This is a genomic window from Streptomyces sp. NPDC003042 (assembly GCF_053591315.1).
In genome coordinates this window covers 71,917-86,010 of the sequence record NZ_JBSFTP010000011.1, presented here as the reverse complement: position 1 = coordinate 86,010, position 14,094 = coordinate 71,917, and the positions used below count along the sequence as shown (strand labels likewise).

Annotated in this window: 14 protein-coding genes; 4 read left to right on the top strand and 10 right to left on the bottom strand. The window is 71.2% G+C overall.

Annotation, left to right across the window (positions count from 1 at the left end):
- The first annotated feature begins 91 nt into the window (after positions 1–91).
- Positions 92–526 (top strand): hypothetical protein, encoded by a 435-nt coding sequence (locus tag ACWDYJ_RS09090; protein WP_451564840.1) that lies wholly within the window; start codon positions 92–94, stop codon positions 524–526.
- Positions 527–589: 63 nt separating this feature from the next.
- Here ACWDYJ_RS09090 and ACWDYJ_RS09085 read toward each other — a convergent pair whose 3' ends face one another.
- Entirely contained in the window at positions 590–2,008 is a 1,419-nt protein-coding gene (locus ACWDYJ_RS09085; RefSeq protein ID WP_451564839.1) for a hypothetical protein, read from the bottom strand.
- Positions 2,009–2,268: 260 nt separating this feature from the next.
- Here ACWDYJ_RS09085 and ACWDYJ_RS09080 point away from each other — a divergent pair, with 260 nt between their 5' ends.
- Positions 2,269–3,801 carry a DUF6056 family protein gene (locus ACWDYJ_RS09080; protein WP_451564838.1) on the top strand — a complete coding sequence of 511 codons (1,533 nt, stop codon included), beginning with the start codon at positions 2,269–2,271 and terminating at the stop codon, positions 3,799–3,801.
- A gap of 111 nt (positions 3,802–3,912) precedes the next feature.
- On the opposite strand, the gene ACWDYJ_RS09075 is transcribed toward ACWDYJ_RS09080, so the two are convergent.
- Positions 3,913–4,482 (bottom strand): TetR/AcrR family transcriptional regulator, encoded by a 570-nt coding sequence (locus ACWDYJ_RS09075; protein WP_451564837.1) that lies wholly within the window; start codon positions 4,480–4,482, stop codon positions 3,913–3,915.
- Positions 4,483–4,565: 83 nt separating this feature from the next.
- Between ACWDYJ_RS09075 and ACWDYJ_RS09070 the strand changes: the two genes are divergently transcribed.
- Together ACWDYJ_RS09070 and ACWDYJ_RS09065 are read left to right on the top strand one after the other, a co-directional pair.
- Positions 4,566–4,712 carry a hypothetical protein gene (locus ACWDYJ_RS09070; protein WP_451564836.1) on the top strand — a complete coding sequence of 49 codons (147 nt, stop codon included), beginning with the start codon at positions 4,566–4,568 and terminating at the stop codon, positions 4,710–4,712.
- Entirely contained in the window at positions 4,709–5,236 is a 528-nt protein-coding gene (locus ACWDYJ_RS09065) for a hypothetical protein (protein WP_451564835.1), read from the top strand. The genes ACWDYJ_RS09070 and ACWDYJ_RS09065 overlap by 4 nt, the downstream gene beginning before the upstream one ends.
- Before the next feature lie 103 nt (positions 5,237–5,339).
- On the opposite strand, the gene ACWDYJ_RS09060 is transcribed toward ACWDYJ_RS09065, so the two are convergent.
- The 8 genes from ACWDYJ_RS09060 to ACWDYJ_RS09025 form a co-directional block, all read right to left on the bottom strand.
- Positions 5,340–6,071: a hypothetical protein gene (locus ACWDYJ_RS09060; RefSeq protein ID WP_451564834.1), complete on the bottom strand. Its 732-nt coding sequence runs from the start codon at positions 6,069–6,071 to the stop codon at positions 5,340–5,342.
- Positions 6,072–6,810: 739 nt separating this feature from the next.
- Entirely contained in the window at positions 6,811–7,221 is a 411-nt protein-coding gene (locus ACWDYJ_RS09055; RefSeq protein WP_451564833.1) for a four-helix bundle copper-binding protein, read from the bottom strand.
- Between the two features lie 105 nt (positions 7,222–7,326).
- Positions 7,327–7,848 carry a DUF4396 domain-containing protein gene (locus ACWDYJ_RS09050; protein ID WP_451564832.1) on the bottom strand — a complete coding sequence of 174 codons (522 nt, stop codon included), beginning with the start codon at positions 7,846–7,848 and terminating at the stop codon, positions 7,327–7,329.
- A 142-nt stretch (positions 7,849–7,990) separates the two neighbouring features.
- A complete protein-coding gene (locus ACWDYJ_RS09045) occupies positions 7,991–8,203 on the bottom strand; it encodes a hypothetical protein (protein WP_451564831.1) in 213 nt (70 codons plus the stop codon).
- Positions 8,204–8,477: 274 nt separating this feature from the next.
- A complete protein-coding gene (locus ACWDYJ_RS09040) occupies positions 8,478–9,317 on the bottom strand; it encodes a peptidoglycan recognition protein family protein (protein WP_451564830.1) in 840 nt (279 codons plus the stop codon).
- Positions 9,318–9,782: 465 nt separating this feature from the next.
- Positions 9,783–10,193 (bottom strand): hypothetical protein, encoded by a 411-nt coding sequence (locus ACWDYJ_RS09035; RefSeq protein WP_451564829.1) that lies wholly within the window; start codon positions 10,191–10,193, stop codon positions 9,783–9,785.
- A 97-nt stretch (positions 10,194–10,290) separates the two neighbouring features.
- On the bottom strand, positions 10,291–11,709 hold the full coding sequence (locus ACWDYJ_RS09030; RefSeq protein ID WP_451564828.1) for a lipase/acyltransferase domain-containing protein: 1,419 nt from the start codon (positions 11,707–11,709) through the stop codon (positions 10,291–10,293).
- Positions 11,691–13,874 carry a CHAT domain-containing protein gene (locus ACWDYJ_RS09025; RefSeq protein ID WP_451564827.1) on the bottom strand — a complete coding sequence of 728 codons (2,184 nt, stop codon included), beginning with the start codon at positions 13,872–13,874 and terminating at the stop codon, positions 11,691–11,693. The genes ACWDYJ_RS09030 and ACWDYJ_RS09025 overlap by 19 nt, the downstream gene beginning before the upstream one ends.
- Between the last annotated feature and the right edge of the window lie 220 nt (positions 13,875–14,094).

Here is a 14,094-nt window from a genome sequence, read left to right as displayed (position 1 = left end):
CACCTGACCACCTGACCACCTGACGATCGAGGCTCCCATGACCCCTTGCTCCACCGCACGCGGGCGCGCGGGAACGGGAACGGTCCGCGCCGTGGCCTCCGTCGCCGTGCTGGTGGCCCTCGCCACCGGGTGCAGGAACGACGCCACGCCGGCCTGGGGGTACCCGGAGCTCGGGGCGACCCTGGGATCGATGTCCCGGGCCCTGGAAGAAGGCTGTGACGGGACGGCCCCCGAGAGCTGTGCCGACGACCTCGACCGGCTCGACGCCTTGGCGCAGCGCGCCTTCGCCGAGGTCCTCGACCACCAGCTCCTCGACGACGCGTACCTCGAAGCCCGGAACGAGGTGGACCGGGCGAGGGAGCTCCGCCTCGCCGCTGCGGCGCACGCCCGGTCACACGGTGATCCGCACTACCTCCCCCTCGGACGGGCGGTGGCGGCCGAAAGACTCGCCTATCGGAACCTCCTGGCCGCGCTGGAGAGGATCCGCACCGCACCGCCGCCGGGTGACGGGACGGAGCCCGTCTGAGCCCCGGCCCGTGCCCGTACCCCTGCCCTCCCCTCCGCTCCCCGCCCCACCGCAGCGTGAGCACTACGGCCGCAGGGGCGGGGTGGGGAGCAAAGCGCCGTCGAGCGCCACGAGGGACAGGACGGTGATCGAGCCCGTCCACGCGAGGGGAGCGACCGAGGAGGGCCTGCCCTCCTTGTCCACCTTCTCCGGCAGCTCGCCGAGCGAGTTCCTCTTGGAGAGGATCCAGTCCAGGACCTGTTCGGCCTTCGCCGGTCTCGCCGTAGCGGCCCATGCGAGCGCGAAGAACGCCGTACTCGGCGTCCAGGCGTTCGCGCCCCAGGGCGCCGTGGGGTCGTTTCCGGGCGTCAGCCCGCCGTTGGGCAGGAGCAGCGCCCGGTACGTGGCGTCCAGCGCCCCCGGCAGGCCGACCGGGGCCGCGTTGAAGGGCGGCGCCATGAACGCCACCGCGCTGTCGTGCCCGTGCCGTCCGTCAGGGGTGCGCTGGTACCCCAGGGAAGCGAACCGCGCGGAGATCCCGGAGGAGAGCCGCCGCGCGGCCCCGGCCCAGCGTGCCGCGTCGTCCGGCCGGTTCGCCTCCCGGGCGAGGTCCGCGGCGGCGTTGAGCCCGGCGAGCAGCGGCGCGGCCGTACCGATGTTGGCGGTGGCCGTCATCAGCTCCCAGTAGTCGGGGGACGCCGGGGGGAGCCCGTCCGCCCGCAGGGAGCCGGCCGCGTGGTCGGCGGCCTTGCGGATCACCGGGTAGAGAGTGACCAGCCGGGCCTGACGGGTGGCCCGGGGGGCCGTCCGGTACCACTGCCAGGTGGGCCAAGGGACCCAGCCGTTGGCGTCGAGCTGCCACCGCCTGTGGTCGGGCGGGCCGGATCCGTCGAGCTTCGTCCGCGCCTCCCAGGTGCCGTCCTTGCGCTGGGTGGCGGCGCTGTAGCGCAGGATCCGGTAGGCCTCCGCGTCATGGCCGGTGTGTGCGAACGCGGCGGAGGCGAAGCTGGAGTCGCGCGGCCAGGAGTACTGCCAGCCGGGACTCCACCCCGCGGCCATGGCGCCGTTCGGCTGGAGCAGGGCGCGCATGGACAAAAGAGCCCGCTCGGCCGCCGTGCGGTGCGCCGCCGACCTGCCCGGGACCCGGCCGGACGCCAGCCAGGCGCGGCTCTGCGCGATCTGCTGCCGTGCCGCCGGATGGTCGGGGGCGACCACTGCCGACGCCGTCCCGGCGGCGGGAAGGTACATCCACCGGCCGGACGCCAGCCGCAGGACGTTGCTCCCCTCGACGTACCGTGCGCCTCGGGCGACGGACCGCGGAACGCCTTCCACGGCGGTCGTGTTGGACAGGAGACCGACGGTGGGGACGACGAGCATCGTCAAAGGCACGTAACGGCGCTCGGCCTGACCGCGGCTCGGTTGGCCCGCGGCGAACACGGGAACGGCGACGCTCGCCAAGGCCGCCGTCACGACCGCCCAACGGCTGAGAAGGACCCGCGGCATCGCCACTCCCTCCGCCGGTCCCGCGTAAGCGTGGACCCGGATTTCTCATCCTGGGAGAGCCATGCGAAAGTTGCCACGGAATACCGCCATCCGGGTGAACGAGGAGTCCCGAAGCGCCTCGCGGCTCCGTACCCGTCCCGGCGCACCCGGGATGCCGGTGGCGGCGAGCCGTGCACATCATGGGTGGGCCGTGCGGTCAGCGCACCCGGCCGGCGCATCGGCCGCCTCTTCGGCCCGGCCCCGCTGCGAAGGACTGGTAGATGAGCACTGCTGCGGCCGAGGACGAGGACGTCCAGCCCCCTCCCTCCGAGATCGCCCGGGATACCGGCCGCCCCCTCCTACGACTCCTGCCCGCGGCCGGGGCGACGCTCGTCGCGGCGGCCGGAGCACTGGTCGCCGTCGGATGTTTCCTCGGGCTCTACGTACGGCCCACGTCCGACGACTGGTGCGCCGCGTGGAAATCCCGCGACATGGGAGTCCTCGGCATCGCCTCCGATTTCTACATGACGCAGAACGGCAGGATCACCAACGCCCTCCTGAGCGGTCTCGTCTACGGAGACGGACTGGCCGGGACCAAGATCCTGCCGACGCTCATCGCCGTCTCCTTCACCGTCGGACTGGTCCTGCTGGGGCGCCACTTCGTCCGGTTCCTCGGCGGCAGACCCCCGATACTGGTGCTGACCGCCTGCGCCCTGGTCGTCCAGGCGCTGCTCTACTTCGCGGGCACCCGCAACTATCAGGTACTGCTGTGGGCCCCTGCCACGATCTCCCACACCATTCCGAGCGTCATCGGCCTGTGGGCGCTCCTGCTGGCCGTCCGGACCGTCGGCCATCCCCGTACCGCCGTCCGTGCGGCCGGCTTGGTCTCGGCATTCGTCATCGCCTTCGCCCTCGGCACCCTGAGCGAGCCGTTCTCGCTCGTCAGCGGACTGCTCGTCGGCGCCGTCGGGCTGCTCTGCCTGCCCCGGCTCGGCCTGGCGCGGGACTGGCGTCCCTTCACCTGGTGCCTGCTCTGGTGCTCCGGACTCGTCTGTGGTCTGGCCGTCCTCTACACCTCCCCGGGCGCCCAGTGGCGCCGGGCCCAGCAACCGGCCAAGGATTCCCTGCTCTCCGCGCGCGAACTCAAGGGCACCGTCAGGGACTGGCTGCACATGTGGGACTCCGTCAGCGGGCAGTGGGCCTACCTCGGAGCCGCCGCCGTCGGCGTCCTCCTGGGCCTGGCGTGCGTGCTCCGCGGTCCCGCGCCCGGGAAGCGGGAGCCGCGGCGGACCGTCCCGCGCAAGGTGCTGATCGCCGCGCTTCTGCTCCCGGTGCCCGTGGTGCTGCTGGGGTCGTTGGCGGTGGTGGTGGGCCTGCGCAGCGGCTACGGCCCGAGCGGGTGGACGTACGCCCGTACCTGGACGAGCTATCTCGTACCGATGGAATTGGCGCTCTGCGGCTACGGCGCACTGCTGGGAGCGCGGGGCGGTCGGTGGCTCTCGGGCCGCCGCACCACCGACGCGGTCCTCGTGACCTGCGCCGTGGCGGCGGGCTGCCTGGCGCTGGCCTCGATGGCCGCGCTCGTCCCGAACGTCCGGCAGCTCACGACCACCACGGTCGCCCGTTCCGAGGCCTGGGACGCCCAGGACTCCCGCATCAGGAGCGAGGCCGCGCGGGGCGCCACGGACGTGGGCTACCGGCCCCTGTACATCGGCAGTCTCGCCGAGCCCTTCTTCACGGGGAACTACGAGCGGGACTGGGTCGCCGCCTGCGCGTCGAAGTGGTACGGCGTCGAGCGGATCCACCGTCGCTGAGCCGCAGCCCGCGTCATCCGCCGACGGACCAGCGGGGGCTTCGCCTTCTCGGCCAGCTCCTCCTGGCCCGGGGGCGGGTCGGGGCGGGTCGGGTCGGCGATCTCGACGGGTTCAGGGAACCGGGCGCAGGCCGTCGAGGGTGACGGCGACCAGGCGCCCGACCGCGGCCTGTGAGGTGAAGGCGGCCGCGGCGGTCAGGGCGTGCAGGCAGTACTGGGCGAGCTCGCCGGGCGGGACGTCGCCGCGCAGGTCACCGGCCTCGGCTGCCTCGGCCACAAGGTGCTGGAGCATGCCGTGCAGGTGCCGCTCGGCGTGGGTGACGTGCTCCCCCTGGTGCAGGAGGGCGGCGAGTTCGCCGCCGTGCCGCTGCCGGGCGATGCCCGCGTACGCCTCCAGCACTGCGGTCAGGCGCTCCACGGCCGTACCGTTCTGGTCGCGGATGCCGGCGAGCTGGTGGAGGTGGGCGGCGACCTGGCGCTCGTGCCAGGCCAGCAGCACGGCTTCGACGTCGGAGAAGTACTTGTAGAGCGTGGCGCGGCCGATGCCGGTCTGTTCGGCGATCTGGGACATGGTCACCGACCGCAGGCCGCCCGCAGTCACCAGTTTCGTGGTGGTGTCCAGGATGGCCTCGCGCACGGCGGCGCGGTGCGCGTCGATCGTCTCGTTCCACAGCTTCGGCACCCACCCAGGATACGGGCGTCCACGGGAGATACACTCGGTTTCAGGCAGAGACACTCTGTCTCGAAAAAGCGGTGGAGGGCGTCATGGCAGGCTCACCGAATCGTCACGACGACGAAGATATGGGGGCGCCGCGCTGGGTGAAGGTTTCCGCGGTGATCGCCGTCGTGCTGGTCGCGGTGTTCGTGATCGTGCACCTGGCGGGCGGCGGCATGACGGGGCATACGCCGTGACCCTGTTCCCGCCGCGGCTGCGCAAGCTGACGCTCACCCTCCACGTCACCTCCTCCGTCGGCTGGCTGGGTGCGGTCGGGGCCTTCCTGGCCCTGGCCGTTGCCGGCCTGACCAGCACCTCACCCCAGACGGTGCGGGGCGCCTACGTGGCCATGGACGTGGTGGGCTGGTACGTGATCGTCCCGTTCAGCGTCGCCTCCCTGCTGACCGGAATAGCGCAGTCCCTCGGAACGGTATGGGGGCTGCTGCGGCACTACTGGGTCATCGCGAAACTGCTGATCACCGTGGTCGCGACCCTTCTCCTGCTGGTCCACATGCAGCCGGTCGGCCACCTCGCCGACGCGGCCGCCCGGGCCGCGCCGGCGGACGGCGAGCTGGAGGGCATGCGCATCCAGCTGATCGCGGACGCGGCTGCCGCCCTGCTGGTGCTGCTCACGGCGGCCGCCCTGTCGGTGTTCAAGCCGCGCGGGGTGACCCGCTACGGGCGCCGCCGCCAGCGCGAGCAGAGCCCACAGCCGCGATGAATCGTTCACGCTGAGCCGCTTTCGGCGCCTTCGGTCAGCCGAGGGCGCCGAACACTTCGTTGCGCGCCCGCTCGCAGGAGCGGCCGGCTTCGACGTAGACGGATCAATGCTGGTGGCCGCCGTCGTGCCCGGGCTCCTTGCTGGCGTGAGTGTCTTTCGGAGAGGCGGTGGGCTGAGGGGTCGGATTGGTGGTGTCGCTGCCATGGCCGGCGTCTTGGCCTTCGTCGCTTCCCTTCTCGGGCACGACATCACTGTGGCTGTGTCCACCTCCGGACCCCTCGGCCATGGTGGGAGCGATGTGGCGCAGGCCCAGGAAGGTGAGGGCCGCGACGACCAGCACGGCCAAGCCCATGAGGCCGAAGATGCGCCGCCACGGCCTGCGGTCTTCCTTCAGGAAGAAGGCGACGAAGGACAGGACGATGCCGAGCGGTATCAGCACGGCGCAACGGTCCGGGAGGTCCGCGAAGTGCTGCATGCCGCCGCTGAGCATGCCGAGGCCGAAGGAGAGCATCGTCGAGGTGCCGAGCACGCGCAGCATGCGTGAGAGGGGCTGCCTCTCGGACGCGAGGACGATGTCGTTGAGAACGGTTGCCAGGAGGAAGACCAGCACGCCGGACCCGGCGATCACCGAGTAGCGGGTCGGGTCCATGGGGTGGTGGACGACTGCGCCACTGATGAGGCCTGCACCTACGTAGTAGCCGACATAGCCGAGGTAGCGCCACGGCATGGAGGCGCCTTCCCGTCTGCTGTTGGAGCGGCGTTGGCTGCGGGTCGGCTGCGACGGGATCGGGGGCGGGGTCGGGGTCGTCGCGGCGAGACTGGGCGAGGAGGACAAAGCGGATTCCTTCAACGGAAGTTCAGTGGGGCCCGGGGCTCTGAACGAGACAGGCGGGCAGGACGGTGCCGGGGATCGGACCAGCTGGGCGCAGCGCGACGTGAGTCGGCCATGCCATGGCACGGCGGAGGCGCATCGCAAAAGGCATGGCCGAGCCGCCGCTGGTGCACGGGCGGAGATGGCTCGACTCACGGGTGTGCCCAACAGGTCGTCGACCGGTTGGGCGGCGTGAAGGCTTAGATCCGTAGGACCGCTGAGTCCGGCACGGGGGCAGACGCCAAGAGGGCCGTGACGGTTCGAGTGGCGCCGGATGCGTGCGCGTGCGGAGGCCGGTGAAGGCTGTGGGCCTCGCACGGGACGGGCAGCGCAGCGCCCTGTTGGGGCTGGCCGGACACGCACTGGTGAGCCGCGTGATCGGGCTCGGGAGCATCCTGGTGGTCGGTGTGCCACTGGCCGGAGTGCGGGTCGGGCGCCCCGTGGCTGTGCTCGGCGGAACCCGGGTCCGGAACGTTCAGGGCTACCGCGTTGGTCGGCGCCCCCAGGTGGGCGTGGCCTGCGGCGCTCTCCGCGCTGACACCGTGCGTGTACATCAGCGTGAGGAGAAGCGCGGCGAACACCCACGTACGCCACGGGCCCGCCGCACGAGAGCGGGACCGCGGCGCGCTACGGGTCGTCCGGGGCACAACCATGCCGGGGAGCATAGCGCCACGCCGACCGTGGACCTCCTGTGGGGCGGGCGTCAGCCGAGTGAGGTGATGAGGTCGTTGCACGCCTGCTCGCAGCTCCGGCAGGCTTCGGCGCAGATACGGCAGTGTTCGTGCGTGTCGGCATGAACGGCGCATTCGTCGCCGCAGGCCTTGCACACGGTGGCGCAGGCGGTCAGGATCGCGCGGGTGATGTGGGCGTCGTAGCCGGTGTGCCGCGAGAGGACCGCTGCGGTGGCGGTGCAGATGTCGGCGCAGTCCATGTCGGTACGGATGCACTTGGCCAGATCTCCCACCATGCCCTCGGACAGGCAGGCGTCCGCGCACGCCGTACACGCCTGCGCGCAGGCGATGCACTCCTCGATGCAGCGGGTGAGCTTGGCCTGGTCGATGTCGCCGAGGTCGGCCGGGTAGGTGGCGAGCATGTCCTTGACGGTGCTGGACATGAGGTACCTCCCTGTCCGCGGGCCGGCAGGCCGGGGCGGCCGCCTGGAAGCCCCCGGTACACCTCCAGCTAACGCCCCTCAGGGCGAACGCGCCCGGCCGCAGCGTCAGTGGTAGGCGTGGACGACGGCGTGGCCCTTGCCGCGGCCGATCATCCACTTGTTGACCGGGGTCGTGATGAAGAAGGCGACGACGAAACCGCCCAGCAGCGCGGTCCAGAACAGCGCGTCCGACAGGTGAGCGTCCATGGCCCCGGGCGTCAGGGCGATGATGCCGTTGTCGACGAACTCCATCACCGCGATCGAGACGGTGTCCGCTGCCAGCGCCACCTTGACGGCGGACTTGAAGTCCAGACCGGCCCGGAGGACCGCGAACAGGGTGAAGGAGTAGCCGAAGACGAACGCCAGCGCGATCGCCAGGACCATGGTGGGCACGTTGCCCCACAGCAGGGCGGTGCCGATGACCATGCCGAGGATCTCGCCGATGGCGCATCCGGTCAGGCAGTGCAGTGTCGCCTTCGCCGCCGTCCCCCAGGAAGCGCCACCGTGCATGTGCGCATCGTGGCCGCCGGCCGCCTGGTGTGCGGTGTGGTCGTGAGCGGTGCTGGTGTGGTGTGCGCTGCGGTCCATGGCCGTCATCCCCATTCCCGTCCAGTGTGGCCCGTGACCCACACCACACAGTGTAACGCATACCCCTGAGGGGTACCGGTACCCATCCCGGCGGGACCAGCGGGGCCACCGCCTTCGACGGGCGTGGGTGCGAGGGTCGGAGTCAGAGGTTTTCCTTGGTGACGTCCTCTGCCACCCGGCTCTCCGCCGCGTGCGGGTCGAGTTCGCTCAGGGTGAGGAGGGACACGTCGTCGCTGAGACGCTGCTCCCATTCGGCAGCCATGGCCTCCTGCTGTTCCCGGGGCAGCTGTTCCACCGCTTCTCGTCTGGCCGGGGCGAGGGCTTTGAGGAACCGCGACAGGGAATCGATGTCCATGGATGCTTCCTTCTGGTCCGCGGCAGCGCGGCCCCGCGCGCCTGTCCTCACATCCTTTCGCGGCAGAGCGGCCGGGGGACGCACCGTGCGCCGCCAAGTCACCCTCCGGAGCCACATTCACCCGCGTGCACGACACCAACACGGTTGGCGTCGCCGCAAGACGGAACGTGCGACGGGCTCGGCGGCGCGCTCCACCGGGGAAGAGTGCGATCCCCGGACCGGCGCAGCTGGCAGGCGCCGGCCACGGCCGGACGTGCGCAGTGGTCACCATGCCTCAACGTAGGGAGCGCTCCCCGGTCGCGGATGCCGCCGCGAGACGGTCAGCGACGGCCGGCGGCAGCTCGTGGTCCAGTGCGCCGGGCGGAAGGTACTCCGCGGGGCCGACCCAGTGGTCCCGTTCCCCGTACTCGAATCCCTGCCACAGGGGTTCGCCTACGCGGGCGGCGACGTCCTGCCGGAGTCGTGGGAGGAGGGCGTAGAGACGGTCGCCGGGACATTGGGTGGCGTTGTAGTCGCGGTGTCCGTGGATTTCGGACGGCGGCAGGCCGTACTGGCGACAGATGTGCGCGCACAGTGCGACCAGCGCCCCGTACTGCCGGGCGGGGGGCTCGGCGCTGGTGTAGGTGCCTTCGTTCTCAATGCCCACGGCCAGGCCGTTCTGGCCGACGCAGTGGGCGGAGCGGACCTGCCGGAGCCCGGAGGTCAGTTCAGCGAGACTGTGATGGCGTCCTTCGGTGACGTACGCGCCTCGACTGATGGTGAAGTGCTGGCCGGTGTCGATCCAGCCCTGCGTGTCCATGTGGTAGTTCTGGATCGCGCGTGCGAGGGCGAAGGCCCGTTGTGGGGAGTAGTCCTCCGCGTTCGCGGTCGCCGTATGGTGCACGATGATCCGCTGCGGAGGGGTCGAGAGGATCGCGACGGGCTCGGCCGGCGGCCTCGCGCCCCATGCCTCACATCCGAAGATCGGCGGGCCCAGGACGGCCGCCGCGTGCGCGGCCTTCGCCTGCGGCCACGTCGCCGCTGCCCCGAATCCGAGCGCACTGGTGATGACCATGCGGCGGGTCAACCGGCGCGGCTGCCCCGGAGGGCTTTGCGGGTAGGCGTAGGACGCCATGGGCAGAGGCCGCTCGCGTTGACGCGTCGGGGGTGTCCATGGCATGGCAAGGGCGGCAGCGAGGGCGCGAGTGCGCATGGGGATCTCCCTCACAGGGGGCTGGGCCTGTACGCGACCGCTGCCGCGCGTACCGCCCAACGAACAAGTGATCAAGAAGCAACGCCCCGGACGAGGCCACCACCCGAAGCGCGTGCGAGGGCCTCGCGGCTCCTTCGCGATGGGCGGCGTCAGACCTATGTTCCGCCACGACGTGGCGCTGGAGCCCGATCCCTTCACGGCCTCCCTGTGGCGGGAGGAGCCCCCTGGCGCTGCCTCGCAATACCGGGGAACCGGCCACGGTCCGGCCCGACGCCAGCCACGTCGTCACCGGTGGCCTCAGCGGCGTCGGCGCCGTGTTCGGACTCCCGGCCCTCAGGTGAGCAGGGTCCTGCGCCGTCCCCTCCCCGCAGTGTCGGCCGCGAGGGATCAGTGCCCGGGACGGCCACCTCCGGCCTTCGGTTTCAAGGAGGCGATCAAGAGCGAAACGATGCCGGTCACGACCAGGCTCCCGATCATGACCATGCCCACGCCGATCCCGAAGAGCCCGCTCGAGTCGTCCGACCAGTCGTAGGCTGCGGCCACGGTCAGCCCGGTGGTGGTACCGAACACCGCGGCCACGACGCACTCCCGGGAAGCCGCCCAGTACACCAGTGCCAGCAGAGTCACCCCGAGTCCGATCACCTGCCACGCCTCGTAGGGGCCGGTCGTCGAACCGTCGGGGTGCACGTCGCGGTGCTGGTCCCAGCCCAGCCAGGCAGCCCACACCGCCATCGTCACCCCGGCCAGCACCAGGGTCGCCAACAGTTGAGGAACAGGTATCCGCAGTCCTTTGCGCATGACTCCAGTGTTCGGCTTCACCCGAACACTCAACAGGGCGCAGGTGCTCACCTCCACCCAAGTCGATCGACTGGTGCCCGACCCGCTGTGGGAGCTGTCAGCCGTCCGTGCCGTCAGGGCCGGCGACGAGGAAGACGTCGGACAGGGGCGCGGTGTCGGCGCTGGCGCTGACCAGCAGGTCGTACGCGCCGGGGGGCAGCACGCCGATCTCGAACAGTTGCCGCTCCCGGGGGACGGTGATGGCGCGGTCGACCACCGGGAGGTCGGCGGACCGGCCGGTCACCGTGAGGCGGGCCCTGACCTCCGGCAGTTCGCTCTCGCTCAGGGCGCTGTTGGCGCCGATCTCGCAGACGACCGGTTCGTCGGCGAGGTAGAGGTCGTCACCGAGGTAGCTGAACCAGGAGGTCACGGCGGCGCGCAGGTCGTCGATGCGTACGTCGTGCAGGGACTGGAGGATGCCCTTCAGGTGGTCGAGCATCGCGTCCTGGTTCTGCAGGCTCGCGTGCCTCTGCGGGACGAAGGTGCGGGCGTCCTCGGTGCCGGAGAGGGCCGCGGAAAGCTTCGGCACGGTTCCGTCGCCTCCTTCGTCGCGGTCCTCGCGGGTCATCAGGGGCTCGACCCCGTGGTCGGCGAGCCGGGCCGACTGCCGGGTGGGCTGGTCCATGCCGACGATGGGGTGGTAGATCACCTGGTTGGCCTCCCAGGCGGGGTCCTGCCGGTTGGCGGTGGCAGCGTCCTCCATCTCGCCGAAGAAGTCGGTGAGATGGCTGTTCCACTGCGGCTGCCAGGCGGGCAGCCCGGCCTTGGCCGGAGTGGCGGCCGGGCCGTCCGCCCCGTACACGCACCTGTAGACGGGCACGAGCTGGTGCAGGGCAGTGAGGGAGCGCAGGAGTTGGGTGAGGTCCTGTTCGAAGGGGCCGATCCGCTTGCGGAAGCCGTTGCACAGGAAATCGACGGCGTTGAGCGAGCCGTAGTAGGGGGTGCCGAAGGTCACGATGGCCCGGGTGTCCTTCCAGCCGCCCAGTACCTCGACGTAGTACCGGGAGACGAGCCCGCCCATCGAGTGCCCGATCAGGACGAGTTGGGCGGAGGTGTTACCGCTCGACTCGCGCCAGTTCCGCAGCCAGGTGGTGCTCTGTTCGGCGAGTCTGCGGGCGGCGGCCCGGTTGTCGCGCCGCCAGTCGTACGGGAACGGGAAGTAGTTCTGGCCTTCCTTCAGGTCGAACTGCGCCAGCAGGAACTTCTCGATCGCCGTGTAGCCGTCGATCTTCCACAGGCCGGGCAGGGTGTGGAGATCGGGCACCAGCCGATCGGCGACCACGCCGTCGCCGAGATCGTCCACGCGCCAGTCGTCCTCCCCGAGTTCGAGGGACCGCAGTGAACCGCCCAGGCTCGCCAGGGCGCCCAGGACCGCCGTCGACGAGGGCGCCCATACGTCCTTCCCGTTCCTGGCCAGTACGCTCCCGGTGATACCGGGGAGCAGTACGACGACGTCGGCTATCGGAATCCTGGCCATGAGCGCACCTCCTCACCGCCCCCCTGGTCGAACGCGCCGGACCGGACGAACGGCTCGGCCGCGTCCCCGTAATGCTGGTAGGCGGCCCAGGAACTCGACCGCTGCCGGTTCGGCGCGGTGTCCGGCTGCTGACCCGCGGCGCCCAGCTCGTAGAGCCTCTTGCGCGCCGAGCGGACGGCGCCGCCCACCGTCCGCGCGGCCTCGCCGGCCCCAGCCTCGAACAGGTGCGTGTAGAACTGTTCGGCGAAGGCGATCGCCTGGTCGTCGGGGATCCGCCAGGCTGCCCCGATGTAGTGCCCGACACCCAGGCGAAGGAATTCGTCGGCGAGACTCGGCACCAGCGCGGCCTGCGGGTTCCCCCACGGGCTCTGGTCCGCCGCTGCGGGCGGGGCGGCCTGAGTGCCGGGACCGGTGGCACCGCCGAGCCGGGACGTGTAGCAGGCATTGGCCACGACGATCAGGGGCGGCCGTTCGAGCAGTGCCAGTTCCTGGGCGGTCAGCAGACCGTCCGCGAAGACCCAGCCCGAACGCCGTCCCATGCCGGAGACGTCGAAGTCGCTGTGGCCGCAGTAGTGGACAACGTGGTTGCCCCCGCACAGCAGGACCCGCAGAACGTCCAGACGCCTCGCGGGGTCGACGCCCGGATGCCGGGTGGAGTTCGCCGCGCCGACGAAGAGGGTGACCTCGACTCCCAGGTTTTTGAGCTGGGTGGCCACCGCGAGGGCCTCGCTGCGGGCTCCCGGCAGTTGGAACCCCTTCTCCGGGTCTCCCGGGTCGCCGATCACCAGGGCGCGCAGCGGTTCCTCCGCCAGTCCCTCGGTCACCACGCGCGAGTACGTTGTGCGCAGTTGCCGGGACAGCTGGGTCCGGATCGCCAGGGGATCGCGTTTCTCACCGCCGGGCTGCTGGATCTCGGCCAGGAACTCCCAGGGAACGGAGGCCGTGTTGCGATCCAGTTCCAGCAGCACCGTCGCGTCGTCGGTGAGCAGCCGCTGGAAGTCTGGAGGCACCACGAACCGGGACAGCAGGCCGGGCAGTTCGCGCGCGTCCTCGACACTCGGTTCCGTCAGCCGGTCCACGAGCTCCCGCAGCAGGTCCGTGTCCACGGGGACGAGCCGCTCCGGTACGGTGGCCCGCCCGGTCAGCGCCGCCCACCGCAGGCCGCCGACACCCGACTGGACGGACATCCGGACGGGCACGGAGTCGTCCTGGCCCTCCACGGATCCGCCTACCGTCAAGGACAGGTCGGTGCGCTTCACTTCGGCGAGGTGGGCCAGCTGCTCGCGGATCTCCCCGCGGATGCCGGGGTCGAAACCGGCCAGTACGGTGCGTAGGGCTTCCTCCCCGGCCGGCGGGTCCGGGCCGCCGGGCACCCCTTCGCGGGCGGCCGCGCCCGCCTGCCCGGCGAGCCGGGTCAGCGCCGTGAGGGCGTACACCGCCGCGGAGGACGCGAACAACTGGCCACCTTTCTCCTCGCGCAGTTGGGGGCTGATCCGCAGCTGCGGCACCTTCTCGGCGACTTTGGTCAGCGCGAGGTGCACCTGCTCCGCGCGCAGCCGGTCCACCTCCACGACGAATACCTCGGTGAGCCGGGGCGGCGGCGCCGGCGGGCCCAGCGACGCCAGGACGCCGGCGAATCCCCTGACGAGGGCGCGGGCCGCCTGCTTCACGGCCAGATTGCCCGTGCCCGAGCCGATGAGCACGGTCGCCATGGTCCCGACATGGCCGAGCGCGACCGCTTCGCCCAGGAGCGAGGCGTACATCTGGATGGCGCGGCGTTCCGTCAGGGTCCCCATCGGCCCCATGCCGACGACGGCGGCGGACCGCACCGGGCCCGCTGGGGAGGGGAAGTACGTGACCTGCCCCAACTGGGCGTTGATCCAGCCCAGCCTGGTGTGCTCCGTGATGAGGGGGCGAGGGCCTGCGGATATGGCGCGGTCGAGTGCCAGTTCCGCGGCGGCGGGCTCTACGGACTGGTAGTGCCCCGTGATGTGCAGATCGGCGGCGACCTCCGCGAGATCGCCCCACACGACGGTGATGTCGAGGCTCGGACCATCGGTGCGCGGTGGTTCGTCCGGGGGCGGAGCGAGAGGCTGTGCGGGAGGGTTGGAGGCCGTCGGTACGTCCTCCAGCAGGTCAGCGATGCGAGCGGCGGGAGTGCTCACCACGCTCTCCTTGTAGGCGCCCGGGCTTCTCGCGCCGGGTGCGTCACACCTGTCTCTCAAACAGGATTATCCCACTGTTACTGGAGTCAAGCATTCTGCTTCATGCCGGCCTTGTTCCGGGCGACCGCCACCGATGGACGAGGCCGTGTCGCGATGGCGTTGAGCGCCGCACGCGCGTGGGCCCTGGCTGCCGGCGTCCCCTCCGCGGCTTCGACCGACG

What these genes read in the sequence shown, in the direction of transcription:
- ACWDYJ_RS09040 (WP_451564830.1), bottom strand. Translation starts at nt 9,317, where the DNA reads ATGGCGTCCTACGCCTACCCGCAAAGCCCTCCGGGGCAGCCGCGCCGG.
- ACWDYJ_RS09085 (WP_451564839.1), bottom strand. Translation starts at nt 2,008, where the DNA reads ATGCCGCGGGTCCTTCTCAGCCGTTGGGCGGTCGTGACGGCGGCCTTG.
- ACWDYJ_RS09055 (WP_451564833.1), bottom strand. Translation starts at nt 7,221, where the DNA reads ATGTCCAGCACCGTCAAGGACATGCTCGCCACCTACCCGGCCGACCTC.
- ACWDYJ_RS09030 (WP_451564828.1), bottom strand. Translation starts at nt 11,709, where the DNA reads ATGGCCAGGATTCCGATAGCCGACGTCGTCGTACTGCTCCCCGGTATC.
- ACWDYJ_RS09080 (WP_451564838.1), top strand. Translation starts at nt 2,269, where the DNA reads ATGAGCACTGCTGCGGCCGAGGACGAGGACGTCCAGCCCCCTCCCTCC.
- ACWDYJ_RS09035 (WP_451564829.1), bottom strand. Translation starts at nt 10,193, where the DNA reads ATGCGCAAAGGACTGCGGATACCTGTTCCTCAACTGTTGGCGACCCTG.
- ACWDYJ_RS09070 (WP_451564836.1), top strand. Translation starts at nt 4,566, where the DNA reads ATGGCAGGCTCACCGAATCGTCACGACGACGAAGATATGGGGGCGCCG.
- ACWDYJ_RS09050 (WP_451564832.1), bottom strand. Translation starts at nt 7,848, where the DNA reads ATGGACCGCAGCGCACACCACACCAGCACCGCTCACGACCACACCGCA.
- ACWDYJ_RS09045 (WP_451564831.1), bottom strand. Translation starts at nt 8,203, where the DNA reads ATGGACATCGATTCCCTGTCGCGGTTCCTCAAAGCCCTCGCCCCGGCC.